Here is a 22,900-nt window from a genome sequence, read left to right as displayed (position 1 = left end):
GAACACATTATGTCTCTCGGTGTGATACATACGAGCTGCAAAGTACTGGTTAGGCTTAAGCAAAAAAAAGATGCTTCCAGAATTAATTTCATATTACCATAAAACAAATTTCAGCAAACAACCATGTAAAAATAGGGCTCAACCTAATATTCATTATTTGACAGAAAACAGAGCTTAGTGAAGGGGCAGAGAGATTCTGAAGAAACTTCAGTGTTTGCTTTAAAGACCGATTCCAACCATAGACCCCATAAAATAGAAGGAATCGGACTTTAACGGCGGTCAGAAGAACTCTTTGTCCCGCCGCGTCTCACCTTGGTTGAAGTCAATTACTGATTTCTGGTTAGAACCTTATTATTTAATTATAAATTCATCAATTTCTTGAGGCATCGTACTAAGCAGACCATTAACTGCATTTGACACTGTTCGATTTATAACGCCGTAATATATGGATGCAGCATGTTGAGCCTTACCTAAATCTACACCGAAAATGGCGTTATTATTTATTTCATTTCTAACATTTTCATAAGAATACTCCCATGCGTAAAAATTACCTTTCCAAGGGCCAGCTTTATCTGATTCTTTATCATAGGCCAAACACAGTTTATCATAGTCAATATACGCTGTATAACCTTCTTGATATCCTGCTAATTTACCATACCTACAAATATCTCTACGAACTTTCCTTATAATAAGCTCAATTTGAGCGAAGTCCAAATTGGGAATTCCATCACGCTGTAGTTCTTCAAAACATTTTTCGAGACACACATAGCTGGAAATTGCTAATCTATCATAGTTGTATGCATAGTGCCCCGTTGTACCACCTTGTGGACCATGTATATATCGATGAACAGTCTCAATGAACTTTGAAACACTTTGAACAGTCTTGTCGAAATATACTCTTTGCAAGTCCTTATCATTAACTACTGGTGAAATACTTGCTTGCATAATATACTTATTACATTTTGACAATATATAATTTCTAATTTCCGTACTTGTCTTTTCATTAGTCATTTTCTCGATTAAACCTTGAACGGACTCATCCTCTTTAATTTTTGCATAAACAGCCCGTTGTAATATATCTTCAACGATTTTGCAATAAATATCTTTGGAATTATTGCACATATGTTCAGTAACAATGGTTTTACCTGTTTTTTCGTTTTTGCCCAAAATATGAGGTAATGTCCTGAAAATGTCGTCATCTAAAAGGTATAGTTCCATCATAGACTTATCTGAATTTGTTTTAGTTTGAATAATTCCTGTTTCTTTTAAATATTTTTTGAGTTTTGCCGCTGGAGTTGTTTCCTCTGAAAAAGCATCAGCATAATTTTCATTAAAGAAACTAACTACATTATTGCTTTCATTTATTTCATTTATTTCATTTTCTCTTAATTTTTGTCCTCTTGCACATAATATAGTTGGTATTTTCTTTACTTGATCAGTAATTGTAGATTCCATATCTTTATAATCAGAATCAATGTACTTGTCTGATATCATAAATATAGTCGCATCTGCTTTTGGGACTTCATAATGAATTAATGAGGTTGCATCACCAAATCCTTTAGTATCAATAATAGAAAAATAGTCCAGCTTATTTTTATCAATGATTCGCTTTGCAATATCAGATGCTTGTGTATGTACAACAATTAGTTCTATTAAGTCTCGCAAATGAGGAGATTGTTCAGATAAGGCTAGAACCTCTACTAGTTTTCGTTGACTCAGTTCATCTATATATTTTTTTACAATTTCATTAAAATTATTTGGCAAATCAATTAGACTACTTTCATGTAAGTTTTTCACTTCTGGTATTATATCAGCAAAATTTTTTTCGATTTTTTTTAAAGCTACTCCCATTTCTTCAACTTCATCAACATTTAACTCGGATTTCAAATAATAGTCTAACAACTTTTCATTTTTTTTAATTTCAAATGTGGTATTATCACATTCTTTATATAAACAATATTTAGCGTTTAATTTAGTTTTTCCTTTATCATTATTTTGATGTAAACTATTTCCTAAGTCTATATCAGCTAATAGAACTGATATGAGTGTTGATTTACCAGCATTCGATCTTCCCAAAACAGCTAATTCGATGGCTTTACCCATATTATCTCCTCCATTTTTAATACGAACCTAACTTAGGATATATAAATGTGAATAAATGAACATCCTATAAGTCAGTGTTAATCATATCCTATCTTCCATCAAAATTCCAGAAAATATTCCCAAAATCGACAAACAAAAAGACCCCTGCAAGCCGCCAGGAGCCTCATCTCAATCTAGTTTTATATACCCTATTCTAGCACTTTATCCGAATCCACTAGACCGCCAGCCTCGACACCCATCGTACCAATAAACTGACTGATTCGCAGTTTGAAGTGTACCTTGATTCCATCTCTACGGATCTCGAACCGCCAATGATCGTCCGAAGCATCCATATCAAGATGATCAGAGGTTCAAAATACTCGCCTTCAGTGTTCCAAGAAATGTAACCATTCACTAAGTCAGCTTCAAACTCGTAACTCGATCCAAAGTATCCGCCTATATAAGCTTCATTTTTTTTGATATTGTTATATTCCTGATTCAATAGCTACAATCCCAAACCATTAACAAAACCCGCTGCGTAACAATCTCTTCCTTAGTCCACGAGATACCTTTGCCCATTTTCTCATGATCTGGCGACAATTCACGGATATCATACTTAGCTTCTTTATCATTCCAGCTTATCCTTCTTAGTTCCTTTGTCCAACCCTTGAAGATTCCGACAATCTGCCGTCTATTTGAGTTGCTTTATATTTGAATTCTGCCATTTCTCCACATTGTACTTTCTATTTTAGATCTATTAAATCTTTCCACCTACTCCCTTAAACTTATCTACAAAGGCAGAGATTTTCTGAAAAACGCTCTGCTTTTTTGTTAAGTACAGAGGATTAAGAGGACTCATTTTAGGAAGAATTTCATTAAGCTCCGTTCCATTTTCACTGGCATATTCTCTTTTTAATGAAGTTAAAATATATCTTTTTGCAGCCTCTTCATTAAGTTTTTCAGTATTAATCAATTCTTCTGCTTCAGGCCTTTGCTCAGTTTGAGCAAATGAGAAGAAGGCATCAATAATACTCGCTTTATCTTGAATATTGTCTAAATCCGTTTGATTGATAAAATCGACTACTAAACTTTCTTTCGCACGGTTCCCCACACTAGAACGAATTAAACGACGTACCTCTTCAACCAATAAAACCTTATCTTTTACTTTTTTGTTATTTTCAAAAATAAGTTCAAGAATGTAATCTAAATTGATCTCTTGGGATTTTAAAAGATCTACTTCAAAGACAACATCATCCCCATCGATAGAGGAATTATCTTTTTCCTTTCCATTTTTTTCACGACGAAGCCAATCACGAATATCATTATATGATGAACGATAATCCTGTATTTCTAGTACTTTAATCTCTTTCATTGCAACTATATCCTCATCACTTACATAGTGATTAGATTTAAAATCCCCCAAAGCCTCAGGGTCATTAATATCTACTGTTTGTAAAGCTTTTAGACCTGAAAATTCATCATAATTCCGCAAAATATTGTCAATACGTAAATATTCACCAAAGAGTTTCGCAAACTCTTTTTTATCCTTTTCAGTAGCAATATCTTCAACATTAGGAAACCGCTCTTGTAGCTCTTTTACAATGTCTACATAACCACGACGAGCTTCACCCGTTGCCACATCAGTGAATCCTTCCATATACTCTCTATAACTTTTTTCCAGCACCACATTTTTAGTGTTGTCATCCCCAAAACATTTAATCGCATCAATAGTGGCTTGTTCTAAATCCCGGAAAGTAACAATATTTCCAAAGGTTTTAGTCGAATCATAGATACGATTTGTTCTCGAAAAAGCTTGCATTAAACCATTATACCTAAGATTTTTATCAACAAATAAAGTATTTAGTGTAGGTGCATCAAAACCAGTTAAAAACATTCCTACAACAATCAATAAATCAATCTCTTTGTTTTTTACTCGTTTAGCAAGGTCACAATAATAATTTTGAAATTCCTTACTTTCTACGCCATATTTGGTTTTAAACATGGCATTATAGTCTTTAATGGCTAAACTTAAAAACTCTTTTGCGCTACTATCCATTGCTGAAGGTTCAAAAGTTTCATCAAGAATTTCACCTATAGCATTTTGCTCTTCCTTAGCAGTAAAGGGAGAAGATTGTCGCAATCTTAAGGGGTTTACTGCTTCCCTTTTGTAAGTTATTTAATGATTCATAGTAAAGTTTGGCTGCGTCAACATGGCTCACAGCAAACATAGCATTAAATCCTTTTCCATTCGCATTTAAACGATGGGTTTTTATTTTAAAATTATTAAGAATATATTGAGATATTTCTTTAATCCGTTCAGGATGTAGTAATGCTTCTTTATTTTCTGCTGCCGATAGCTTTTTCTCATCCTGTTCTTTTTCAATCGTTTTAAACTTGGGACGTACATCGATATAATCTACTTTGAACTTTAAAACTTTTTCATCTCTAATGGCATCCGTAATTACATAAGTGTGTAACTCTCGACCAAAGACAGAAGCAGTCGTTTCAGAACCTAATGCATTTTCTAGGAAGATAGGCGTACCTGTAAATCCAAATTGATAGAACTTCTTAAACTTTTTATTAATATTTTTTTGAGCTTCACCAAATTGTGAACGGTGGGCTTCATCAAATATAAATACCACTTGCTTATTATATATAGGTAACTCTGTTTCGCTTTTAATTAGGTTATTCAGTTTTTGAATCGTCGTCACAATAATTTTATTATCATCTTTTTCAATGTTACGCTTTAATCCTGCGGTACTTTCTGAACCATTAACACTATCAGGAGAAAAACGCTGATACTCTTTCATCGTCTGAAAATCCAGGTCTTTCCTATCTACAACAAAAAATACTTTATCTATAAAATCAAGTTCAGTAGCCGAACGAGCTGCTTTAAAACTCGTAAGCGTTTTTCCCGAGCCTGTTGTATGCCAAATATATCCGCCACTTTCAAAAATGAGACGCCGTTAGCAAAATGTTAGCAAACCTGCTTAAAAAGAAACAAGGGTTCCAGCTCTAATGAGCTGAAACCCTTGTTGTTGTAGTGCCGAGGACGGGGGTCGAACCCGTACGGTACTCACGTACCGCAGGATTTTAAGTCCTGTGCGTCTGCCTGTTCCGCCACCCCGGCATGGTATGTGCGTGGTTAACGCGACAAGAAATATAATATCACGTATTATGGGGATACGCAACAAATAATTGCCATTAATTATTCCTGCATATAGACAAACAGCCCGATCAGCCGAAACTGATACGGGCCCTTTGCAGTCATTAACCCGATTAGTGGCGTTCGCGCTCGCCGCTTCTGCTCCGCATACCGACCAGCCCCAGAAGTCCGAGCAGGCCGAGCCAGCCCCAGTTAGAGCCGTTATCGTTATCGTCTGTGGTGCTCTGTGCCCGGTAGATGCCGGTTGGTGTAGTATTGTTCAGAGGGGAGACGGAGCTGTTGTCTCCGGTACGGATTTTATCCCTCATGATCGTCTCGTTCCTGTGCATGGTGCCTGTGGTCTGGTTCATCATGGTATTGCCCCGGCCGTTCATCATTGGTGTGCTCCGGCCATCCATGTTGCCCATGTTGTTGCCCATAGTGCCCATTCGGGTATCCGATGTTGTGCTGTTGGTAACGGGTGCTGTTCCGCCCATTCCTGTCGTGCCAGCCGCAGCAGATGTGTAACCGGCCCCGAGCAGACTCATGGATAATACTGTGCCGCATGCAAGGCTTGTAATCAGCTTGTTCAAGATGGTATGCCTCCTCTGTAGTTGTGGTTTATCGCTGATAATTTCCCCACACGGCACATCATCTATGCAACGCAGATTATTTCTTTATGATGTTCACGGTCTTGCTGAGCGCATCATAGGTCACTTTGGCTCCAAGCGCTTCGGCAATGGCGCGTACCGGAGCATACGTGGTGACGCTATCCAACACGCCGGTCGTGAGCTTCTGTCCGTTCAATGTGATATTTACTTTAACCTCGGTATTCACCTCTGGGTCACCTCCGTTCATCCGGCTTAATGCGTCCTTCACCTGCTGATCGGTGGGGTGCTTACCGGCCCGAAGCTCAGCTGTGGTTAGTCCGAAGGTCATCTGCAGATGAGAGTAATCCTTGAAGGAACTCCAGTCCCCGCCCCACTCGAAACCAAGCTTCTTCGCCTCCTGTGCAACCTCCAGCCAGTCCGCTACCTTATCCCCGTCTCCGTCACGCTTCATATCCCAGGATACGCTTTTGCCATCCGGCAGCAGCAGTGCGAAGTCAATCGCCAGTCCGTAATTATGATAGCTGCTGCCGCCCCTGGCATTGGTGACAATAGCGCCTTTCTTGGTTCTCCCTTGTGCGTATAGTGCATTCTGTTCGGCAATGGTACGCATTCCCTGGGTAATAAGGATCGGAATCCCTCTGGCATAACTCCGCCGGATGAGTTCAGTAGCACCCGCCAGCAGTACCGGATGCAGATTGCCAAGCTCCCCTGCCGATTTACTCTTTACTTGATCCAAAGTCAGCATATACTCACCCCCTGGTATAGTAAATGCCCCCTTGTACTATGTTGCCTGTACACTTCCCCCCTGCATCCGCCCAAGTTCGCCGTTTCCCTGAAGCATACGAAATAAGCCCCCAGGGAGTCCTGAGGGCCTGAATAAGGCATGATCTTGCTTAGCGTAAACAAGAGAGCCAGCAAGCATGAATTGCTGCACAACAGGCCAGAATAACATTGAGTACCGTTTAATCCTTAATCCTGCAAGGAAAGGTGGACAACCATGGATATTCACAGTGACAGCTATAAGGTGGCCGCGCTTAGCGATCAGGAGGCTGTTGTCGAAGTGATCCGCGAGGCCGAGTCGGCCATTGCTCGGATGACCGGGAACCCCGGAGTCACGCTGATTGCTTATGAAAAGACGGAACCTGCCGGGAGAGATTAACCGCTCAGTCCGCTCTAGCCAGCTTCGCCTGCACACTCAGACGATATAGGCGTCTATAATATCATCCACGTTCAGCCACTTCCATTCCTCCGCCCACTGCAGCTTGAATTCGCGCGAGTGGGTGTGAATGGAGGTCACAAATCCGCTAAGCAGCTTGTGCTCAAGAGGGTCAAACAACACTATAGTAACCCGCACATGACTCCGCAGCGACAAAGCCAGCGTATGCTCAATCTCCTCCAGCTTGTGCTCATCCGGAACCGGCCTGACACTCTGCCACGTCTCCCGTTCACCTCTGCTGATTATACGCATCTGCTCCGGCAGTACGGTCCGGTTACTGTCCCACAGGTTATTGCCCTCCAGCTTTTTGCCCATTGCCGCTCCCCCAATCTATGGTCTATATTCAATACCGCAATACGTTGTCCGCTCATGTACCGAACGTATGTTTGTATTATATCCGTGATCTTACTTTTTAAGCAAGCAGAAATATATGTAAGCACCAAGACCTGGGAGGAACCATACCGGACTCCGCCCGCACAGCAAAATAACCCCACAGCAGTGGGGCTAGCTTTGAATTCGATCTGATAATTACTTAGGCACTAAACGGGGATGAATACTTTTTAATTGGCCGTGTTTCCTGACGTGCTCTCTGTCGTTGCAGCTCCCGTACCCGTCTTCGCAGCGGTGTCCGCCTCTGACGGGTTGACAATCAGGCCTTCTGTGCTCTCTTCCGGGTCAATCAGTCCTGCGGCCGCTCTGGCTTCATTCAGCTTGGAGATGCCGTACAGCATCGCTACATCCGCCTGCTGGTTCATCTCATTGAATTCCTCGGCAGTTACATCGGGAGAAACAGCGCTTTTGGAGGCCTGCTCTTTAATGGAATACGCACTTTTAAAAGCAATAATAGAATCTCTGAGCAGCGTCTGGATCGTGTCCGGCAGGCTCTTGGAAATCTTCACGTCACTAACCTGGTTGGCAATATCAGAGGCTGTATCCTGGAACTCGTCCACGGCCTTCTGCAGCTCCTTGTCGGTCGCATCTCCGGTTGAATAAGAAGTTAGGGTGGTGTTGAAATTTTCCAGCGAGGATTTACCCATTTCATCGAATTTTGTCATTTCATTGTAAAAGCTCTGAACTGTATCCTGCACTACTTCCTGCGAAGCAGGTTCTGCGCTGTCATTGCTGCAGGCACTTAGCACTACTACGATCATAAGTAATCCTGCAAATAAGAATCGTCTCATATTTTATATCCCTCCACTTAACAGAATAATATCGATTTTTGTTAAGTGCAAATGAAATTAATGTAAAATGGCCTGGGATGAAACATTTTTCTGCGATAAAGCGTATTCACAGAAAGTAACACAAGAAGAACCCGGTAGTGACTGGGAATTCTTGTTATACTATAATCAAATTATCCGTTATACGAGAGGAAGATATCCTATGCCTTATTGCACAGCCTGTGGTGCGGAATACAAGCAAGGTGCCAAATTCTGCGGAGAATGCGGAGCAGGTACAGAGGACAATAATGCTCCGGCAGCAGCACGCCGTCCAGCGGCAGGCCGGGTCTCCGGAACAAGCACAGAAACCGAGCTGTGGCAGGGTAAGCCCGCGGGCATATCCGACCGGCTCAAGGGGCTTATTGGACTCAATAATACCAGATACACTATTACAACACAGCGGATTATGGTGAAGAGCGGACTGATCGGCAAGGATGTCGAAGAAATCGAGCTGCTGCGGGTCAATGATTTTTCCGTCACGCAGTCGATTCCGGACCGTATTCTAGGCATTGGAACCCTTACGATCCTCTCGGATGACGCTTCGTCGCCGCAGCTTCCTTTCCGCAAAATCCGCAAGGTTCAGACCGTAAAAGACGTGCTGCGCCAAGCCGTCCGCAACGAAAAAGTCGCCAACAACATCAGCTACCGCGAACAAATTTGACCTAATACCTTCCCCTGTTAAGGAAGATACAGCGCCCCTGCCGGAATTACGCTTTTGACCTGGCTGGGGCTCTCCCACATCAGCACGGCCCGCGCATCCCCCTGGTTCTCGTAATACTCCACCTTCAGCTCATGCAGCTTACCCGCAATCAGCTTCACACTGCCTTGCCGCTCCTGCCCGCTCTGCTTCATCCAGCTGTCAATAATCAGCTTGCCGTCGATCCAGACCCGGATGCCATCATCCGAAGAAGTATAAATGCTGTAAGTCTCACTGTACACCGCACTCAGCCTGCCGCTCCAGCGTACCGAGAACAAATCTGCGCGAATAGCCGGATCAGGTGCTGCCTGTCTCCAGATGAAGTTGATGCTGGCATCCGTCCGGGTAAGAGCGGGCGTACCGCTAAGCGTAAGGTTATTGTAGTATTGCCCATACAAACCCGGCTTTGGCATGACGCCTGTTGATGGATCTATTGCTGCCGCCTTCGCTGCATATTCATCTCTGGTGAGCACGAAATGATCCTTCATGAAGGCCTTGATCAGCGCATCACTGTTCTTCTCATACAGCAGCTTGCCCCAGGTCATCTGGTAGCTCCATTTGTTCTGGGAACCCGCCAGCAGGGCTGCCGGAGGAAGCTCCCCATTCTCGCCAATGGCGATCAGCTTGCCGCGCCCCAGATCCCAGAGGCTGTCATGATGGCTCCCCTTGAAGTCCGCGTCATAGATATCCAGTGCCAGCACATCTACTCTTCCGCTGCCCGGGTAATATTTTGCTGGTTCATCACACCACTGGTTCTTCGCATTTGGACACCACACCCACAGCAGATTATGCAGCTTGTGATATACAGTATACCGCTCGAACATAATCTCCCAGAGCGTGCTGAAGGAGGACTTCTGCCCCCACCAGAACCAGCCGCCGTTCATCTCATGGTAAGGTCTCCAGAGCACAGGTACACCGGCATCCTTCAGTTTTTTGAGATAGACGGCTACTTTGTCCAGCTCTGCAATCATCGCTGTGTATTGGGCCGTTCCCGGAGTAATATAGCTGCTGAAATCTGCTTCGCTGAGACTCATTGAGACATTCGCCCAGACCGGAGCGGTTCCCGGCAGATTGGCATGATAGCTCATCGTTACGATCCCCCCGGCCTGATGCCAGCGGATTGCACTGTCCGTGACGGCCTGCCGCTGGCTGCTGATTTGCTGCTCCGTCTGGTTGCTGATGGCACCCATCTCATAGCCGTGAAGGCCCGCATAGCTCCCGCCAGTATTCTTCAGCTTCACGCTGAATTCATCCGGGCTCTCCAGATAATCATGCTGTCCGCTGATCACGCCTTGCCCCTGCAGCCAGTATAAGGTGTTCAGCAATTTACGCGCCGGCAGGGCCAGCTCCGCATCCGCAGGACTCATCAGCACACTGCGGAAGGCAGCCTGCCATTGTACATCCCCTACCAGCCGTGACGCGGAATCCAGCAGATCTCTGAGTACACGCTGTTCCACTTTTCCCACCATCCTTTTCCACCTGTTTGTACATTTTATGGCGAATTATGTAACATCAGCACGGCGGATAGACAAGAATCCGGTCTGTTCCAATTCCGCAGTCATACGCTATACTATTGTGAGCTAGGCTTCCGAAGCGAGTATTGCCGGAGCTTATCACTTGGAAGCTATGCTAACAAAACTTTTAAGGAGCAGATATGAAAGCCAAAAAATTCATCACCAGTCTCATTATTGTTGTTCTGCTCAGCCTCGCTGCTTATTACTTCGAGGAGAACGGTCAGCTCCCGTCCCAGACACCGTCTTCTGACAATTCGGAGGTTGTCCGGCTGGAATTCCCGTCTGACCGTTATCCGGAGACCGCCAGACATATTCAGGAAGCGATCAGGAACGGCGAGTCCTCCATCTGCACAATTGACCGGAATGAAGCCGAAGAGAACCGTAAGGAATCCCTGAAGGGCGTACCCACCAAAAAAGGTTATGACCGCGACGAATGGCCGATGGCGATGTGTGCAGAAGGCGGAGCCGGCGCAGATATTGAATACATAACCCCCAGCGATAACCGCGGGGCTGGAAGCTGGGTCGGCAATCAGCTGGAGGACTTCGCAGACGGTACCCGCGTAGAGTTCATGTTTAAATAGGCAGAGTGCCTGACTACTCCCGCACTACCGCTACCGCAAATGATTGCTGATAAGTAACAGATCTCATATTAGCCGCTCTCCTCTCCGTCATATAAGGACATTTGGCATGCCTGTTATGCGAACGAAAGTTCTTTATGCAATTTCATCCGGATAAAGCGTAAAATAGGGTGGGATATTATTCCATAGACGGAGAGCCGGGAGTGTTCTATATCTGTTATCGGGGTAAAAGGCTGTACGGCCCTATGTCCGAGGCTGAAGCCTTACAGGAATGGTTTGCACTTGCAGGTACAGTCAAGGAGTTGTATATCATTGAAACGGATGAGCATACAGGCAGAATCAAACGCCAGATCGGTCCGGCGGCACGCAAAAAAAAGAAATAGCCCCATCCGGCCTCAGGCCAGACAGGGCAGCACTTCTTCAATGCGGTTCTAGAACAAACAAGCTTTAGTGATAATAACCAGCAGAATGAACAGAACCAGAATTGCACCAGTCGAAGTCCAAGGGCTTACAACCGGAACAATCGGAGGACCCTGATTAACTCCACCGACGTTATTTCCACAACCGCAACCATACTCTGCTCCCATAATTTAATTCCTCCTCTTGAATATTGAATACAGCACAGAATATGTGGAAATCTAACCCCTGGCATGGGCCAATCGGCAAAGAAATGCCATCCACCTAACGGCCAAGCCCTAACCGGTCGATATAAAAGGTGGATGCGTTGCTTCAAAAAATTTTGGAGGAGGAACAAAAATGGATATTGCTGCACTATCGGTTGTCATGAACCAGTCCTCTTTACTGCAGGCTGCGGGATTACAGGTCATGAGTATTGCCAAAGATCAGGCACAGACCGATGCCCAGAATATGGTCCAGATGCTGAGTCAGGGCGCACACCCCACCTTGGGAAAAACACTTGATATTCGCGCCTGATTGCTTTATGCTTACATACATAGGAACACCCGTTCCATATTCATTCAGCTGCTGACTATTGAGTGTGCTGATTGCTAAGCCCTTCAGGGCTTTTCTTTTGACCATCAATACGAACATACGATCTTATATTGAGGTGATTGATTATGCAATCCTATTATCAGATGACTGCCTTGGAGAAATGGACAGAGGATTTATATCAGCGTATCGGTGTCCGCCAGCCGTCAGACATATCTATTGAATACATAGCCGAACGGCTGAATATCTGGATTCATTATCTGGATGTCCGAAGCAAGAGCATTGAGGCCAGCGCCGGAATGTACAGCATGTTCATCGACAACAGGCTCCCTCCCGAACTGCAGCGGCTGGAGTTCCTCCATGAGCTGTGTCATCTGCTCCGCCATGCCGGCAAGCATACTCTTATGCCTGAACAGTTCACACAGTCGCAGGAGGATGAATCAGAGAGGTTTATTCTGTATGCCGCCATGCCCTATTCCATGATCTCTGCACGGACACTGCCTGAATTGCGTGAGGATGCCGTGGCTGAGCTTTCCAGCACCTTTCAGGTACCTGTGGAGCTGGCTTTGCAGCGGATTGACCAGATCCAACGGCGTATTTTCCAGGGGCAATTAATGGCCGTAATGGAAAGAAACGAAGACAGAAAATTAATCCATAGACATATTCGCTAAGCGCTGCGGGGATAATACCGGCATAGACCTAAGAACAACAGATGTACCTCTATGCATGGTGACATTTCAACCGTAAAGGGGAGCGACATGGAAGCCATAAAAGTCATTCAATTATTGCTGACCCATCCGGAATACAGCGTAGATGCAGTACATCCCGAAATTCCGGATTTTGTCGGCATCGAGACCATTGAAGTGGACCACGAAACGCAGACCTTCTCCATCTTACTGCAGGAACCCAAGGAGTACGATTAATCCTCTGAAGCAGAATAATCAGCATATAGCCAGCACCGCTCAGTCTGTAACCTTTCACCCTATAAAAGTGACCCCGCCAACGTCCGGCAGGGTCCAAGGTTTCTATCAGGGGTATGTATACAATATACTCACCGTTGCTTAAACCAAACTTAAATTAGGCTGAGCAGGTTCTGATTATGGGCAAAGGGTCAGGGGACTGCAATTTTCAGTTTTCTCTTGTGCTACCATATTGTACAATAATGGGAGTAACTGCAATTTATTATCCCCGCGGACGGAGTGATTCTATCACTATCAGCACAATCAAGAAATGGATCGTAGCCGCTCTAGTCTTTCTAAGCCTATTGCGTATTCTTTACTATTTACTATCCAAGGTCGTATTCGAATACATAACGTTCTCAGATCCCTATAATAATATCTTTCAAATGATCGCAATGGGCATCATGCTTATTGTAGCGCTGGTCTGCACTTCTCTGCTGATTAATGACAAGAATAACGACTAGCCGCTGCTGACAAACTGGATAATCCCGATACCCGCCATTGCCAGGAAGATTCCGAGTATTACCGCAAGCATGATCCAGACTACCTTTTTGGAGGACTGCGGGGGCGGGTTATAGTTCTCCATCACAGCAATCCGTTTCTCCAGCGCAGCAACCCGCTTCTCCAGTTCAGTTTTGTTATCCTCTGCTTCGCTCATTGCCACTCTCTCCTCCTTTCCTTTGGTTATATATTTTTAATTGTTTCATCATGATTCTGTAACTTATATCCAGTTGCCTTCCCTTACTATGGACAAGGGAGGTGTTTGTAGTGGAAATTTTAAGAAGTGTTTGGTTAATGCTGCAACTTGTAGCTGGTCTTTGGGGGGTCACATTTAATTCTATGCCCGCACCAGCCGCTGATACAGGTGCTTCTGTGTCTACAGAGAACATTCAGACTTATCAATATAATTTGGATGAGATGCACGGTTGGAAGGTCACTTCTGCCGGTTCCGGGATGTTCAGAGCTGATAATGCGATCTACCAGACGGCCGATAGCGGCAAGACCTGGGATAAGCTCAGTGATTCGGAGAACGGAACCTTACCGTCCGGACCGGTTGGAGCATTTACATTCAGTAGTGCGGATAACGGCTGGCTAACCATCAACACTCCGCAGCCAGGGACGCAGCGGCTGTACACAACCGGAGATAGCGGAGCGCACTGGACCCAAGAGAAGCTTGAAGTGCCTGATCAGTGCGCCTCTTCCATGTTTGATCCTGCACCGCCTGTTTTCTTCAGCTCAACATCCTATGGAATCATGATTCCGGATCACCCGGAGATACAGAATGCACAGGGCGGAAACACTTCGTTCTTCCTTTTTTTCGTAACCCAAGATTACGGGCAGCACTGGAATGCTATAACTGACCCTACCGCGGGTACATGGAACAGTTTGTCCTGGGATGCTGCTGAAATTCAGGATAAGGAGCATTATTCTTGGGAAATCCGTATTGGCCATGCCCTTTGGACTTCACCGGACGGCAAGCAATGGGCTACCTCCACGGAAACAGCACATCAAAGATCTTCGTTCCATAAATGACAACCGAAACTCTATTTTGCTCTTCTGCGCGCTAATAGCCAATCGAACAATAAACCAAACCCTAACCAGAAGAAGAAGTGAATGCCGTATAGTATACACTGGAACAGAAGTTCATTATCCATGTTGTAATGCAGATCTGTCAGCTGAGGATTAAGCCATAACAGCAAAGGACTTGTCAAAAAAAGCAGCAGGTTTTTATCATCTTGTCCTGACAGATTAATCATACTTACCGCTACAGACAGGACCGGCAACCACAAACCCAATCTCTTCATTAATTTCATTTAAGCCCCTCCATTTACTAAATACTACCATATAATGATAGGCGGGGCCCATGACTATAAATCTTAATGCTTTTGACTATAACGCCTCCAAAACCTCCAACCATGCAATGACCGTGGCCATGGCGATTGAATGCAAGGACAGCGATACTCAAGTATTCGCCGTCACACCTGGTTTCACCAAGACGGATTTGAACGGCAATGCCGAAGGCGGCAAATCCAAAGCTGACGGTGCAGCTATTATTGTCGGCTACGCAACGGATGGTAAACGGCATAACGGTGAGTTTCTCGATGTAAATGGGGTTTATGTCTGGTAATGAAAAACGCCCGCCAACGGATTACGGTTGACGGGCCACAATATAATAGACTAGCGTGTCACTTCCATGAAAAACTGCTGTAAATCCAATTCGGATTTTATATTTTCAATCACATTTTTCAAACCAGGAACCCAGAGCAATGTATCTTGCCGAATATAGTTTAAAACTAAGGCGCAACTCCGTTCAAATTTTTCAATATGGGGGCTGTGCTCATTTTTCAAAACTTTTCTGATCTTATCTGCTAATTCTATATAATCAGAGTCAATGTGATCTTGCTTATATATTTCAGCGGGTTTTAATTTAGACCAGGCGTAAGCTCCTCCAGCCACTACTTCTTCAGATCCCTCCACATATTCCAGAGACGAATCGTCGTTAATGAATTCATTAATCCGCGCCTCTAAACCTTTGAAAGTTTGGACAAAATCAATTACGTCTTCCAAAAAGACACCTCCCAAATAGATAAGAAGATGTGATTTTCCGCTGCTGTAAAATTCCATCAGTTAGCAATCACAATCTTATGTAATTCCAGTGTATCGCATTTTGAAACAAAAATATATTGTGAAAATTTGAACCTTCTCCAGAAACTCACATTAGATGCTAAAACAAACCGATAGAGAGCGAACCATTCCAAGCGAAGACGTTTAATCAGTTTGATAAAATTCACTACTGCAATCATTGCTACTATGAAGGATGCCGCAAAGCCAATTAACATTAGAAGAATATCGTCAGAACTCAACAAATCAGGCATTGGAACAGTCCGATTCCGAAGGCTTGTTTATAGCTAATCCCATCCATCATAACCGATCACGACAGGAGTAGGGCTGAATAAACGGCTTTTTATCGTGTCCTTGAAGAGGAGATACAGGATTAATGCAGGCAACACGGCTAATATCATATGAATGATGTTTAATTTACCAGTATACGGGGGACATCATTATTTCCAAATCGATTGACCTTACATTCTTCCATTCAGCATGACATATTTGTCACATTGATCATTCTTGTATTCATGGAGTGATAAGCACCCTGCTTGTTATAAATCATGAGCAGACAGATCTTCACGCTTGATATAAGGATCGTAGTTAGCCACGATCAGAATATCCATATGTCTTGCCGTACGGAGCAGCTTTTGAATAACCGTTCCTTCCCATATTCTTCTCCACACTGGGCGGTCACATTGACCAATAATTAGTTGGGTGGCCCGGTGCTTATCAGCTTTCTCCTGAATCACTTCAGCCAGCTTGGCGGAAGGAGCCGAGAGGATCATTTCGAAGTTTCCTCCCAGCCGTAGGGTCAGGTTCTCAATCGAATCCTTTTTCTTTCGTTCCTCTTCTGTCATCTCTTTGCCTGCATGTACGTACAACACGATCCATTCAGCTTTCATGCGAAAGGCGGATCTGAACCCCCGGCGGATAAGTTTTTCTGCATTCGGACTCAGCTTGACACAGACAAAGATCACCTCCTGCTTATTCCATGGTCCACGCAATGAATTTTTACGCTCCCATGATTCCAGACGCTCATCTACATCATCTGCGATCTCCCGAAGTGCGAGTTCCCTTAAGGCAATTAAATTTCCGATTTTGAAAAAGTTGCCCAACGCCTGATCTATTTTTTCCCGGGCATAGATCTTCCCCTCCTTCATTCGGGCTTGCAGCGCCTGAGGCGCCACATCGATGAGCTCGACCTCATCCGCCAGACGCAGAATGGAATCCGGCACCGTCTCTCTTACCCGAACTCCTGTAATTTGTGCTACAGCATCATTGAGGCTCTCCAGATGCTGAACATTGACGGTGGAAATCACAGAGATCCCGGCATCTAGAATTTTAATGACATCTTCATAACGCTTTCTGTTGGCGCTCCCTGGGACATTGTTGTGGGCCAGCTCATCCACGAGAACCAGTTCTGGGTTTCGCCGGATAATGGCCTCTGTATCCATTTCCTCCAGCACCGTATCTGAGTATTTAATTTGGGCTCTCTCAATTAAAGGCAGTCCAGCTACTTGCTGTCCAGTCTCCAACCGGCCATGGGTTTCCAGAAGTCCGATTACCACATCTACGCCCTTCTTCAGCAGGTGATTGCCTTCCCGCAGCATGGTATACGTCTTGCCGACACCAGGAGCTGCGCCAATCAAAACCTTGAACCGCCCCCGCTTGATTCGCCCAATCTTCTCATCTACTTCCCGCGAGCTGAGCCGGTGATACCTCGAATTATCCACCGGAGCTGCCAGCTTGGCCGGCATGATCCTCTCCCCCTGATGTTCTGCCCGGTCGGCAACCATAAAGATATCCATATTTGTGGACTTGCGGAGGATATCATTGACGACTGAGCCCTGCCAGAACTCCTGCCACCTGGATTGACGGGAATGTCCCAATACAATCCGGGTCACATTGTGCTCAAGAGCGTAGCGGATCAGACGGTCCGGCAATCGTCTCCTTGAATGGAAGGATAGCTCCTCGAAGTCTGCCCCAACCTTCTTAGCAAGCTTAACGAGCGAATCCTTAAAGGCAGCCTGTTCCTTCGTCAGCGGATGCTTCCTGCTCACAAAGGTAACCACAATCAGCTCTCCGTTCAGCCGCTTGGCGACCTGCTGACCCCGCCGCACATAAATGGAGCCATTCCAGTGATATTGGGTAGATACCAGGATGCGCTCCGCCGCTCCTGAAGGTCCAAGCATACCCATCTGCTCCCGGTGCTTCTCCAGGGAGTCATTCACCCCTTCGGCTACCAGCCGGAGGGCAAGCTCCCGCAGCACGCCCAGCGTTCCCCGCTGAAACAGGGGAGAGGCCTTGCTGTTTCGCACATGTCCTTCCGATACACGCTGAAGCAGCGTTTCCGGGGTAACATCGATCAGTCTGATCTCATCTGCAATCTCCAGCGTGTGCGCAGACACGGTTTCTTCTACCCGAATGTCCATGAATTTCTGAACAAGCTCCCTGACGTCTTCCAGCTCATACACATTGACAGTCGTCATGACGCTGATTCCATGACTCAGCAAGAAATGGATATCCTCTAATCTTGTCGGCCGCTCTGCACCTTGCCGGTTCCGGTGAGCCAGACCATCTACCAGCACGACCTCAGGATTCCTGCTAAGGATAGCCTCTATATTCAAATCCTTTTTTTCCATGCCTGCTTTCGTCCAATGAATACTTGGGATCCGTTCCAGTTCACCCACCTGTTCAATAGTTTCCGGGCGCTGCAGGGTAGAGACCGCACAGATTACCACGTCTATTCCCTGCTGTTGAAGCGTCGTACCTTCCCGCAGCATATGATACGTTTTACCCGATCCGCTTACAGCACCAATGAATATTTTGAGCCGTCCACGATGCAGCTTGGAGATGGACAACAATATTTCCTCTGGACTTTTCCGTTTGAAGTTCTCCACTTGGCCTTTCCCCCCACAATATACGCAAAGATCCGGCAAGAAATACTTGCCGGCGTCTTCGTGTATAACTTGATTAATCCCTTATTAATTTCATTTTCCACTAACCGTCTTCTGCACATCGATATTGAGCATAAGAACATTGACGGTCAGTTCACCAAAGATTCCAAGCTCTCTTTCTTTGGTATGTTGTGCGACCAGCGCATTCAACTCAGCTTCCGGTATACCCGTACTTTTACTGATACGCGGGATTTGAACCTGAGCAGCCTCCACACTGATATCCGGATCTAACCCGGATGCTGAATTGGTGATCAGGTCAACCGGCAGCTTGGATACAGGCACACTAGGGTTCTCCATCTTCCAGGCGTCTACGGCTGCCTTCGTACGGTCCAGCATGTCGGGATTGGAAGGCGCATAGTTTGGTGTACCGGAAGATGCGGCATTGTATTCAATACTGGATACCCGGCCATGAAAGTAACCGGGAGAAGTGAAATTCTGTCCGATCAGCTTAGAGCCGATGATTTCATGGTTATCATTATAGATTAAGCTGCCATCCGCTTTCTTCGGCATCACTGCCTGGGCGATCCCGGTCACAACCAGCTGATAGGCCAGAACGATGACCATGAGTATGATACTTGTTCTTATTGTAACAGCTATGCTCTTCATTTCTCATTCACCCTTCTATACCCAAAATTGGACAATCAAGTCAATCAGTTTGATTCCAAGGAATGGAACAACTACGCCGCCCAAGCCATATACAATCAGGTTGCGGCTCAGGAGCTGCGATGAGCTCATCGGCTTGTAAGCAACCCCCTTCATAGCCAGAGGAATCAGCAGCGGGATAATGACTGCGTTGAAAATCAAGGCCGAGAGGATAGCAGAGAGAGGGGAATGCAGTCTCATCACATTTAATACTTCCATTTCAGGAATGGCCACCATGAACATTGCCGGGATAATCGCAAAATATTTGGCGATATCATTTGCAATACTGAATGTGGTTAAGGCTCCGCGGGTCATCAACAACTGCTTGCCGATCGAGACCACTTCAATGATTTTGGATGGATCGGAATCAAGGTCCACCATGTTGGCGGCCTCTTTGGCAGCAACTGTTCCGCTGTTCATGGCAATCCCTACATCTGCCTGAGCCAATGCTGGAGCATCATTGGTGCCATCACCGGTCATGGCTACCAGTTTGCCTTCCGCTTGTTCACGACGGATCACGGCAATTTTGTCCTCCGGTTTACTCTCAGCGATGAAATCATCGACCCCGGCCTCAGCCGCTATAGTCGCGGCAGTCAGCGGATTGTCACCCGTACACATAATCGTTTTGATTCCCATTCTCCGCATCTGCTCAAAACGTTCCTTCATCCCTGGTTTTACCGTATCCTTCAAGTAAATGAGGCCGTACATCGTCTGATCGACAGCTACAGCAAGCGGTGTCCCCCCCGCCGATGCAATAGCATTGCTGTTTGCCAGCAAATCATCCGGGATCATCCCTCCCTGACCGGTAACCCATTGTCTTACTGCGTCTACCGCTCCTTTGCGGATATGGCGTCCATCCGGGAGGTCAATACCACTCATACGGGTCTCTGCCTTGAATTCAACGAACTCCGCACCTTCAGCTATGGACTCCTCAAAAGAGAGATTCTGATTCTTAATCAACTCCAGCACAGACCGCCCCTCTGGCGTCTCATCCCGGACCGAACTTAAGGCTGCCCAGGCGGCCACATCTTGAATAGAATGCTTACCGACCGGAATAAATTCGCTGGCCATACGGTTACCGTACGTGATCGTTCCTGTCTTATCCAGAATAATCGTGTTGATGTCCCCGGAGGCTTCTACCGCCTTACCGGACATAGCCAATACATTGAATTGAGTGACCCGGTCCATTCCCGCAATACCGATCGCTGACAGCAATCCACCAATAGTGGTTGGAATCAGACAGACCAGCAGTGCAATCAGTACTGGAACCTCCAGACGGATATCCAAATAATCCGCAAAGAAAGGAAGGGTAATCACTACAATCAGGAAAATAATCGTCAAACTGACCAGTACCGTATTTAAAGCAATCTCGTTTGGCGTTTTTTGACGTTTGGCCCCTTCTACCAATGAAATCATCCGATCCAAAAATGACTCGCCGGGATCACTGGTAATGCGGACCTTAATCCGGTCGCTGACTACCTTGGTTCCTCCGGTTACTGAACTGAAGTCTCCGCCGGCTTCTTTAATGACCGGAGCAGATTCACCCGTAATGGCCGATTCATCGACCGAGGCCAAGCCTTCAATCACTTCCCCATCCCCGGGGATCATTTCACCCTGGGCTACAATTACAACATCACCTTTACGCAATTCTGTGGATGGCACTTGCTTGACCGAGTTTCCACTGACCTTGTTTGCCGTGATCTCTTTTTTGGATTTCTTGAGCGAATCTGCCTGCGCTTTACCACGGCCTTCTGCCAGTGCTTCTGCAAAGTTGGCAAAAAGCACGGTGAACAGCAGTATGAACGCAACAGCCAGATTAAATCCAGAGGATACATCTCCGCCAAATGCCCCAGGTACAAAAACAAGAAGTAAGGTAATGATAAACCCCATTTCCACCACAAACATGATTGGATTACGCATCATAATGCGCGGGTCCAGCTTGATAAAGGACTGTTTGGTAGCCTGCATGACGATATCTCTAGTTAATGCACTTTTTTTTGTACTCATTTCATATTCCTCCATCCATAGCCTCTTAAGGTTTCAGCGTCAAGAATTCAGCAATAGGTCCCAGGGCAAGCGCCGGAAAGAATGTTAAGGCTCCGACAATTAGCACTGCACCAAGAAAAACAGTGCCGAACAATGCATTGTCTGTACGGAATGTCCCAGAGGTCTCCGGTACAGATTTCTTGACGGCCAGCGAACCGGCTACGGCAAGCATTGTAATGATTGAGAAATACCGGCCTATAAACATTACAATCCCAGTGGATATATTCCAGAACGGCGTTGCATCTCCAAGTCCCTCAAAGCCAGAGCCATTGTTGGCGGCAGATGAAGTGAATTCATACAGCGCCTGTGTCAGTCCGTGAAATCCGGGATTTGAGAGGGTATCCGACTGAGTCATAAGAGCCAGGGCCGTAGGCAATAGAATAAGCAGAGGATTGATTATCAAGGTAATCGCAATCAACTTCATTTCTTTACCTTCAATTTTTTTGCCGAGAAACTCCGGTGTTCGCCCTACCATTAGCCCGGATAGAAATACAGCAATCATCGCATACATGAGCACATTGACAAAACCTGCTCCGACACCGCCAAAGACGGTATTCAGCATCATATTCCCAATCGTTATTAGACCACCTATAGGCGTTAACGTATCATGCATCGTGTTGACTGCTCCGGTCTCCGTTGCCGTCGTGACCACAGAGTAAAGGGCAGACTGCGCCACACCGAACCGCATTTCCTTGCCTTCCATGGAGCCCTGCTGATGCTGAATGCCCAGAGCATTCATTACCGGGTTTCCGGCATTTTCACTGGCTAGCGAAATTCCCAGGAAGACAATGAACATCATTGCCATGGATACGAATAGTACCCGGCCCTGTTTTTTATTGCCGACCATTTTCCCATAAGTGAACGGCAGTGCCGTACCCAGCAGCATCATAAGTAAAATTTGCAGCAGATTGCTGATTGCACCCGGATTCTCGAAAGGATGGGCAGAGTTGACACCGAAGAATCCGCCCCCGTTGTTGCCCAGTTCCTTGATAGACAGGAACGAGGCAACCGGCCCGCGTGCAATCTCTTGTTTGACACCTTCAAGCGTATTGGCCACAGCTGTGGGCTCCAGAGTTTGCGGTACACCGAGAGCTACAAAAACAAAGGCCAGGACAAAGGATACCGGCAGCAGAATGCGTGTAATTCCTCGAATCATATCCACGAAGAAATTCCCGAGTGGTTTCCCGGCTAAACCGCGGATAAAGGCAATCGCTACCGCAAGCGCTGAAGCCGGAGCGGCAAACATCATAAACAGGATTCCTAGCATTTGCGACAAATATGAAAGTCCGCTTTCGCCGCTGTAATGCTGAAGATTGGTGTTCGTCATGAAGCTGATAGCTGTATTAAAGGCAAGTGTCGGCTCCATCGAAGCCACTCCGCTTGGATTTAACGGCAGGGCTCCCTGAAATCTGAAAATCAGATATACCAGTAGAATCATCACTGAGTTGCTGAGCACCACAGCCAAAGCGTATTGCTTCCAGCTATAATTCTCCTTACGTATTCCCCCGATAGCATAGATAGGTTTTTCGATCCAGCCGAACCAGCGGTCAAGCCCTGTTTTCTCATAATTGAAGGCTTGCGCGATATACAGCCCCGCAGGACGCGCAAGCAGCAGAGAGAGTAATAAGGTTATTGCAATAGCGATAAAAGACATCGTTGTCACTTGAATCCCTCCTGA

General features: G+C 45.7%; 27 protein-coding genes and 1 tRNA gene. 9 read left to right on the top strand and 19 right to left on the bottom strand.

Features of this window, described 5'->3' with window-relative positions; translation table 11 throughout:
• Positions 1 to 351: 351 nt before the first annotated feature.
• The 7 genes from MKX70_RS14525 to MKX70_RS14495 all read right to left on the bottom strand — a co-directional run bounded on the left by MKX70_RS14525 (position 352) and on the right by MKX70_RS14495 (position 6,583).
• On the bottom strand, positions 352 to 2,103 hold the full coding sequence (locus MKX70_RS14525) for a GTPase (RefSeq protein ID WP_042238450.1): 1,752 nt from the start codon (positions 2,101 to 2,103) through the stop codon (positions 352 to 354).
• 477 nt (positions 2,104 to 2,580) lie between these two features.
• A complete protein-coding gene (locus MKX70_RS14520; protein ID WP_339843021.1) occupies positions 2,581 to 2,691 on the bottom strand; it encodes a hypothetical protein in 111 nt (36 codons plus the stop codon).
• 148 nt (positions 2,692 to 2,839) lie between these two features.
• Positions 2,840 to 4,222 (bottom strand): type I restriction endonuclease subunit R, EcoR124 family, encoded by a 1,383-nt coding sequence (locus tag MKX70_RS14515; protein ID WP_340840221.1) that lies wholly within the window; start codon positions 4,220 to 4,222, stop codon positions 2,840 to 2,842.
• Positions 4,194 to 5,018: a DEAD/DEAH box helicase family protein gene (locus MKX70_RS14510; RefSeq protein ID WP_231637917.1), complete on the bottom strand. Its 825-nt coding sequence runs from the start codon at positions 5,016 to 5,018 to the stop codon at positions 4,194 to 4,196. The genes MKX70_RS14515 and MKX70_RS14510 overlap by 29 nt, the downstream gene beginning before the upstream one ends.
• A gap of 108 nt (positions 5,019 to 5,126) precedes the next feature.
• A tRNA-Leu gene (locus MKX70_RS14505) sits at positions 5,127 to 5,212 on the bottom strand.
• A 149-nt stretch (positions 5,213 to 5,361) separates the two neighbouring features.
• On the bottom strand, positions 5,362 to 5,820 hold the full coding sequence (locus tag MKX70_RS14500) for a WGxxGxxG family protein (RefSeq protein WP_340783759.1): 459 nt from the start codon (positions 5,818 to 5,820) through the stop codon (positions 5,362 to 5,364).
• Between the two features lie 76 nt (positions 5,821 to 5,896).
• Positions 5,897 to 6,583, bottom strand: a complete 687-nt coding sequence (locus tag MKX70_RS14495; RefSeq protein WP_042238451.1) for a M15 family metallopeptidase — start codon at positions 6,581 to 6,583, stop codon at positions 5,897 to 5,899.
• 252 nt (positions 6,584 to 6,835) lie between these two features.
• Here MKX70_RS14495 and MKX70_RS14490 point away from each other — a divergent pair, with 252 nt between their 5' ends.
• Positions 6,836 to 6,997, top strand: a complete 162-nt coding sequence (locus MKX70_RS14490) for a hypothetical protein (RefSeq protein ID WP_197072972.1) — start codon at positions 6,836 to 6,838, stop codon at positions 6,995 to 6,997.
• Positions 6,998 to 7,033: 36 nt separating this feature from the next.
• On the opposite strand, the gene MKX70_RS14485 is transcribed toward MKX70_RS14490, so the two are convergent.
• Both MKX70_RS14485 and MKX70_RS14480 read right to left on the bottom strand, forming a co-directional pair.
• On the bottom strand, positions 7,034 to 7,369 hold the full coding sequence (locus MKX70_RS14485; RefSeq protein ID WP_042238452.1) for a YolD-like family protein: 336 nt from the start codon (positions 7,367 to 7,369) through the stop codon (positions 7,034 to 7,036).
• A 245-nt stretch (positions 7,370 to 7,614) separates the two neighbouring features.
• Positions 7,615 to 8,235, bottom strand: a complete 621-nt coding sequence (locus tag MKX70_RS14480; RefSeq protein WP_042238454.1) for a hypothetical protein — start codon at positions 8,233 to 8,235, stop codon at positions 7,615 to 7,617.
• A 199-nt stretch (positions 8,236 to 8,434) separates the two neighbouring features.
• Between MKX70_RS14480 and MKX70_RS14475 the strand changes: the two genes are divergently transcribed.
• The gene (locus MKX70_RS14475; protein ID WP_340840220.1) at positions 8,435 to 8,932 is read left to right on the top strand and encodes a zinc ribbon domain-containing protein; all 498 of its coding nucleotides are present in this window, start codon (positions 8,435 to 8,437) and stop codon (positions 8,930 to 8,932) included.
• Between the two features lie 17 nt (positions 8,933 to 8,949).
• Here the strand turns inward: MKX70_RS14475 and MKX70_RS14470 are convergent, their stop codons facing one another.
• Positions 8,950 to 10,437, bottom strand: coding sequence for a glycosyl hydrolase (locus MKX70_RS14470; RefSeq protein ID WP_340840219.1), 1,488 nt, complete (start codon positions 10,435 to 10,437; stop codon positions 8,950 to 8,952).
• A gap of 185 nt (positions 10,438 to 10,622) precedes the next feature.
• Between MKX70_RS14470 and MKX70_RS14465 the strand changes: the two genes are divergently transcribed.
• Positions 10,623 to 11,063, top strand: coding sequence for a NucA/NucB deoxyribonuclease domain-containing protein (locus tag MKX70_RS14465; RefSeq protein WP_340783753.1), 441 nt, complete (start codon positions 10,623 to 10,625; stop codon positions 11,061 to 11,063).
• A gap of 242 nt (positions 11,064 to 11,305) precedes the next feature.
• On the top strand, positions 11,306 to 11,443 hold the full coding sequence (locus MKX70_RS14460) for a hypothetical protein (RefSeq protein WP_156118708.1): 138 nt from the start codon (positions 11,306 to 11,308) through the stop codon (positions 11,441 to 11,443).
• Between the two features lie 48 nt (positions 11,444 to 11,491).
• Here MKX70_RS14460 and MKX70_RS33430 read toward each other — a convergent pair whose 3' ends face one another.
• On the bottom strand, positions 11,492 to 11,647 hold the full coding sequence (locus MKX70_RS33430; RefSeq protein WP_155991357.1) for a hypothetical protein: 156 nt from the start codon (positions 11,645 to 11,647) through the stop codon (positions 11,492 to 11,494).
• Positions 11,648 to 11,816: 169 nt separating this feature from the next.
• Here MKX70_RS33430 and MKX70_RS14455 point away from each other — a divergent pair, with 169 nt between their 5' ends.
• The 3 genes from MKX70_RS14455 (at position 11,817) to MKX70_RS14445 (ending at position 12,931) form a co-directional block, all read left to right on the top strand.
• The gene (locus MKX70_RS14455) at positions 11,817 to 11,993 is read left to right on the top strand and encodes a YjfB family protein (RefSeq protein WP_076243860.1); all 177 of its coding nucleotides are present in this window, start codon (positions 11,817 to 11,819) and stop codon (positions 11,991 to 11,993) included.
• Between the two features lie 143 nt (positions 11,994 to 12,136).
• Positions 12,137 to 12,679 (top strand): ImmA/IrrE family metallo-endopeptidase, encoded by a 543-nt coding sequence (locus tag MKX70_RS14450; RefSeq protein WP_340783748.1) that lies wholly within the window; start codon positions 12,137 to 12,139, stop codon positions 12,677 to 12,679.
• A gap of 87 nt (positions 12,680 to 12,766) precedes the next feature.
• Entirely contained in the window at positions 12,767 to 12,931 is a 165-nt protein-coding gene (locus MKX70_RS14445; RefSeq protein WP_156123296.1) for a hypothetical protein, read from the top strand.
• Between the two features lie 496 nt (positions 12,932 to 13,427).
• Here MKX70_RS14445 and MKX70_RS14440 read toward each other — a convergent pair whose 3' ends face one another.
• Complete coding sequence (locus MKX70_RS14440; protein ID WP_340840218.1) at positions 13,428 to 13,625, bottom strand: hypothetical protein; 198 nt, start codon at positions 13,623 to 13,625, stop codon at positions 13,428 to 13,430.
• Between the two features lie 182 nt (positions 13,626 to 13,807).
• Between MKX70_RS14440 and MKX70_RS14435 the strand changes: the two genes are divergently transcribed.
• On the top strand, positions 13,808 to 14,500 hold the full coding sequence (locus MKX70_RS14435; RefSeq protein WP_340840217.1) for a WD40/YVTN/BNR-like repeat-containing protein: 693 nt from the start codon (positions 13,808 to 13,810) through the stop codon (positions 14,498 to 14,500).
• 11 nt (positions 14,501 to 14,511) lie between these two features.
• On the opposite strand, the gene MKX70_RS14430 is transcribed toward MKX70_RS14435, so the two are convergent.
• On the bottom strand, positions 14,512 to 14,781 hold the full coding sequence (locus tag MKX70_RS14430; RefSeq protein WP_340840215.1) for a hypothetical protein: 270 nt from the start codon (positions 14,779 to 14,781) through the stop codon (positions 14,512 to 14,514).
• Between the two features lie 50 nt (positions 14,782 to 14,831).
• Here MKX70_RS14430 and MKX70_RS14425 point away from each other — a divergent pair, with 50 nt between their 5' ends.
• A complete protein-coding gene (locus tag MKX70_RS14425) occupies positions 14,832 to 15,095 on the top strand; it encodes a hypothetical protein (RefSeq protein WP_340840214.1) in 264 nt (87 codons plus the stop codon).
• A gap of 50 nt (positions 15,096 to 15,145) precedes the next feature.
• Here MKX70_RS14425 and MKX70_RS14420 read toward each other — a convergent pair whose 3' ends face one another.
• From MKX70_RS14420 to kdpA, 6 genes are all read right to left on the bottom strand, one after another.
• Positions 15,146 to 15,535 carry a hypothetical protein gene (locus MKX70_RS14420; RefSeq protein ID WP_340840213.1) on the bottom strand — a complete coding sequence of 130 codons (390 nt, stop codon included), beginning with the start codon at positions 15,533 to 15,535 and terminating at the stop codon, positions 15,146 to 15,148.
• A 56-nt stretch (positions 15,536 to 15,591) separates the two neighbouring features.
• Positions 15,592 to 15,843, bottom strand: a complete 252-nt coding sequence (locus MKX70_RS14415) for an undecaprenyl-diphosphate phosphatase (RefSeq protein ID WP_340840212.1) — start codon at positions 15,841 to 15,843, stop codon at positions 15,592 to 15,594.
• 285 nt (positions 15,844 to 16,128) lie between these two features.
• Positions 16,129 to 18,477, bottom strand: coding sequence for a histidine kinase (locus tag MKX70_RS14410; RefSeq protein WP_340840211.1), 2,349 nt, complete (start codon positions 18,475 to 18,477; stop codon positions 16,129 to 16,131).
• Between the two features lie 90 nt (positions 18,478 to 18,567).
• Entirely contained in the window at positions 18,568 to 19,140 is a 573-nt protein-coding gene (gene kdpC / locus MKX70_RS14405) for a potassium-transporting ATPase subunit KdpC (protein ID WP_042238467.1), read from the bottom strand.
• Between the two features lie 15 nt (positions 19,141 to 19,155).
• Positions 19,156 to 21,183 carry a potassium-transporting ATPase subunit KdpB gene (gene kdpB / locus MKX70_RS14400; protein ID WP_042243157.1) on the bottom strand — a complete coding sequence of 676 codons (2,028 nt, stop codon included), beginning with the start codon at positions 21,181 to 21,183 and terminating at the stop codon, positions 19,156 to 19,158.
• 25 nt (positions 21,184 to 21,208) lie between these two features.
• Positions 21,209 to 22,876: a potassium-transporting ATPase subunit KdpA gene (kdpA, locus tag MKX70_RS14395; RefSeq protein ID WP_340790162.1), complete on the bottom strand. Its 1,668-nt coding sequence runs from the start codon at positions 22,874 to 22,876 to the stop codon at positions 21,209 to 21,211.
• Positions 22,877 to 22,900: the final 24 nt, after the last annotated feature.

Source organism: Paenibacillus sp. FSL R7-0312 (assembly GCF_038004445.1).
In the GTDB taxonomy this organism is placed as follows: Bacteria; Bacillota; Bacilli; order Paenibacillales; family Paenibacillaceae; genus Paenibacillus_AQ.
The sequence above is the reverse complement of the archived record's forward strand: the minus strand, read 5'-3'. Positions and strand labels throughout refer to the sequence as shown.

What these genes read in the sequence shown, in the direction of transcription:
- MKX70_RS14525 (WP_042238450.1), bottom strand. Translation starts at nt 2,103, where the DNA reads ATGGGTAAAGCCATCGAATTAGCTGTTTTGGGAAGATCGAATGCTGGT.
- MKX70_RS14495 (WP_042238451.1), bottom strand. Translation starts at nt 6,583, where the DNA reads ATGCTGACTTTGGATCAAGTAAAGAGTAAATCGGCAGGGGAGCTTGGC.
- MKX70_RS14490 (WP_197072972.1), top strand. Translation starts at nt 6,836, where the DNA reads ATGGATATTCACAGTGACAGCTATAAGGTGGCCGCGCTTAGCGATCAG.
- MKX70_RS14485 (WP_042238452.1), bottom strand. Translation starts at nt 7,369, where the DNA reads ATGGGCAAAAAGCTGGAGGGCAATAACCTGTGGGACAGTAACCGGACC.
- MKX70_RS14480 (WP_042238454.1), bottom strand. Translation starts at nt 8,235, where the DNA reads ATGAGACGATTCTTATTTGCAGGATTACTTATGATCGTAGTAGTGCTA.
- MKX70_RS14475 (WP_340840220.1), top strand. Translation starts at nt 8,435, where the DNA reads ATGCCTTATTGCACAGCCTGTGGTGCGGAATACAAGCAAGGTGCCAAA.
- MKX70_RS14470 (WP_340840219.1), bottom strand. Translation starts at nt 10,437, where the DNA reads ATGGTGGGAAAAGTGGAACAGCGTGTACTCAGAGATCTGCTGGATTCC.
- MKX70_RS14465 (WP_340783753.1), top strand. Translation starts at nt 10,623, where the DNA reads ATGAAAGCCAAAAAATTCATCACCAGTCTCATTATTGTTGTTCTGCTC.
- MKX70_RS14460 (WP_156118708.1), top strand. Translation starts at nt 11,306, where the DNA reads ATGTCCGAGGCTGAAGCCTTACAGGAATGGTTTGCACTTGCAGGTACA.
- MKX70_RS33430 (WP_155991357.1), bottom strand. Translation starts at nt 11,647, where the DNA reads ATGGGAGCAGAGTATGGTTGCGGTTGTGGAAATAACGTCGGTGGAGTT.
- MKX70_RS14455 (WP_076243860.1), top strand. Translation starts at nt 11,817, where the DNA reads ATGGATATTGCTGCACTATCGGTTGTCATGAACCAGTCCTCTTTACTG.
- MKX70_RS14450 (WP_340783748.1), top strand. Translation starts at nt 12,137, where the DNA reads ATGCAATCCTATTATCAGATGACTGCCTTGGAGAAATGGACAGAGGAT.
- MKX70_RS14445 (WP_156123296.1), top strand. Translation starts at nt 12,767, where the DNA reads ATGGAAGCCATAAAAGTCATTCAATTATTGCTGACCCATCCGGAATAC.
- MKX70_RS14440 (WP_340840218.1), bottom strand. Translation starts at nt 13,625, where the DNA reads ATGAGCGAAGCAGAGGATAACAAAACTGAACTGGAGAAGCGGGTTGCT.
- MKX70_RS14435 (WP_340840217.1), top strand. Translation starts at nt 13,808, where the DNA reads ATGCCCGCACCAGCCGCTGATACAGGTGCTTCTGTGTCTACAGAGAAC.
- MKX70_RS14430 (WP_340840215.1), bottom strand. Translation starts at nt 14,781, where the DNA reads ATGAAATTAATGAAGAGATTGGGTTTGTGGTTGCCGGTCCTGTCTGTA.
- MKX70_RS14425 (WP_340840214.1), top strand. Translation starts at nt 14,832, where the DNA reads ATGACTATAAATCTTAATGCTTTTGACTATAACGCCTCCAAAACCTCC.
- MKX70_RS14415 (WP_340840212.1), bottom strand. Translation starts at nt 15,843, where the DNA reads ATGCCTGATTTGTTGAGTTCTGACGATATTCTTCTAATGTTAATTGGC.
- kdpC (WP_042238467.1), bottom strand. Translation starts at nt 19,140, where the DNA reads ATGAAGAGCATAGCTGTTACAATAAGAACAAGTATCATACTCATGGTC.
- kdpB (WP_042243157.1), bottom strand. Translation starts at nt 21,183, where the DNA reads ATGAGTACAAAAAAAAGTGCATTAACTAGAGATATCGTCATGCAGGCT.
- kdpA (WP_340790162.1), bottom strand. Translation starts at nt 22,876, where the DNA reads ATGTCTTTTATCGCTATTGCAATAACCTTATTACTCTCTCTGCTGCTT.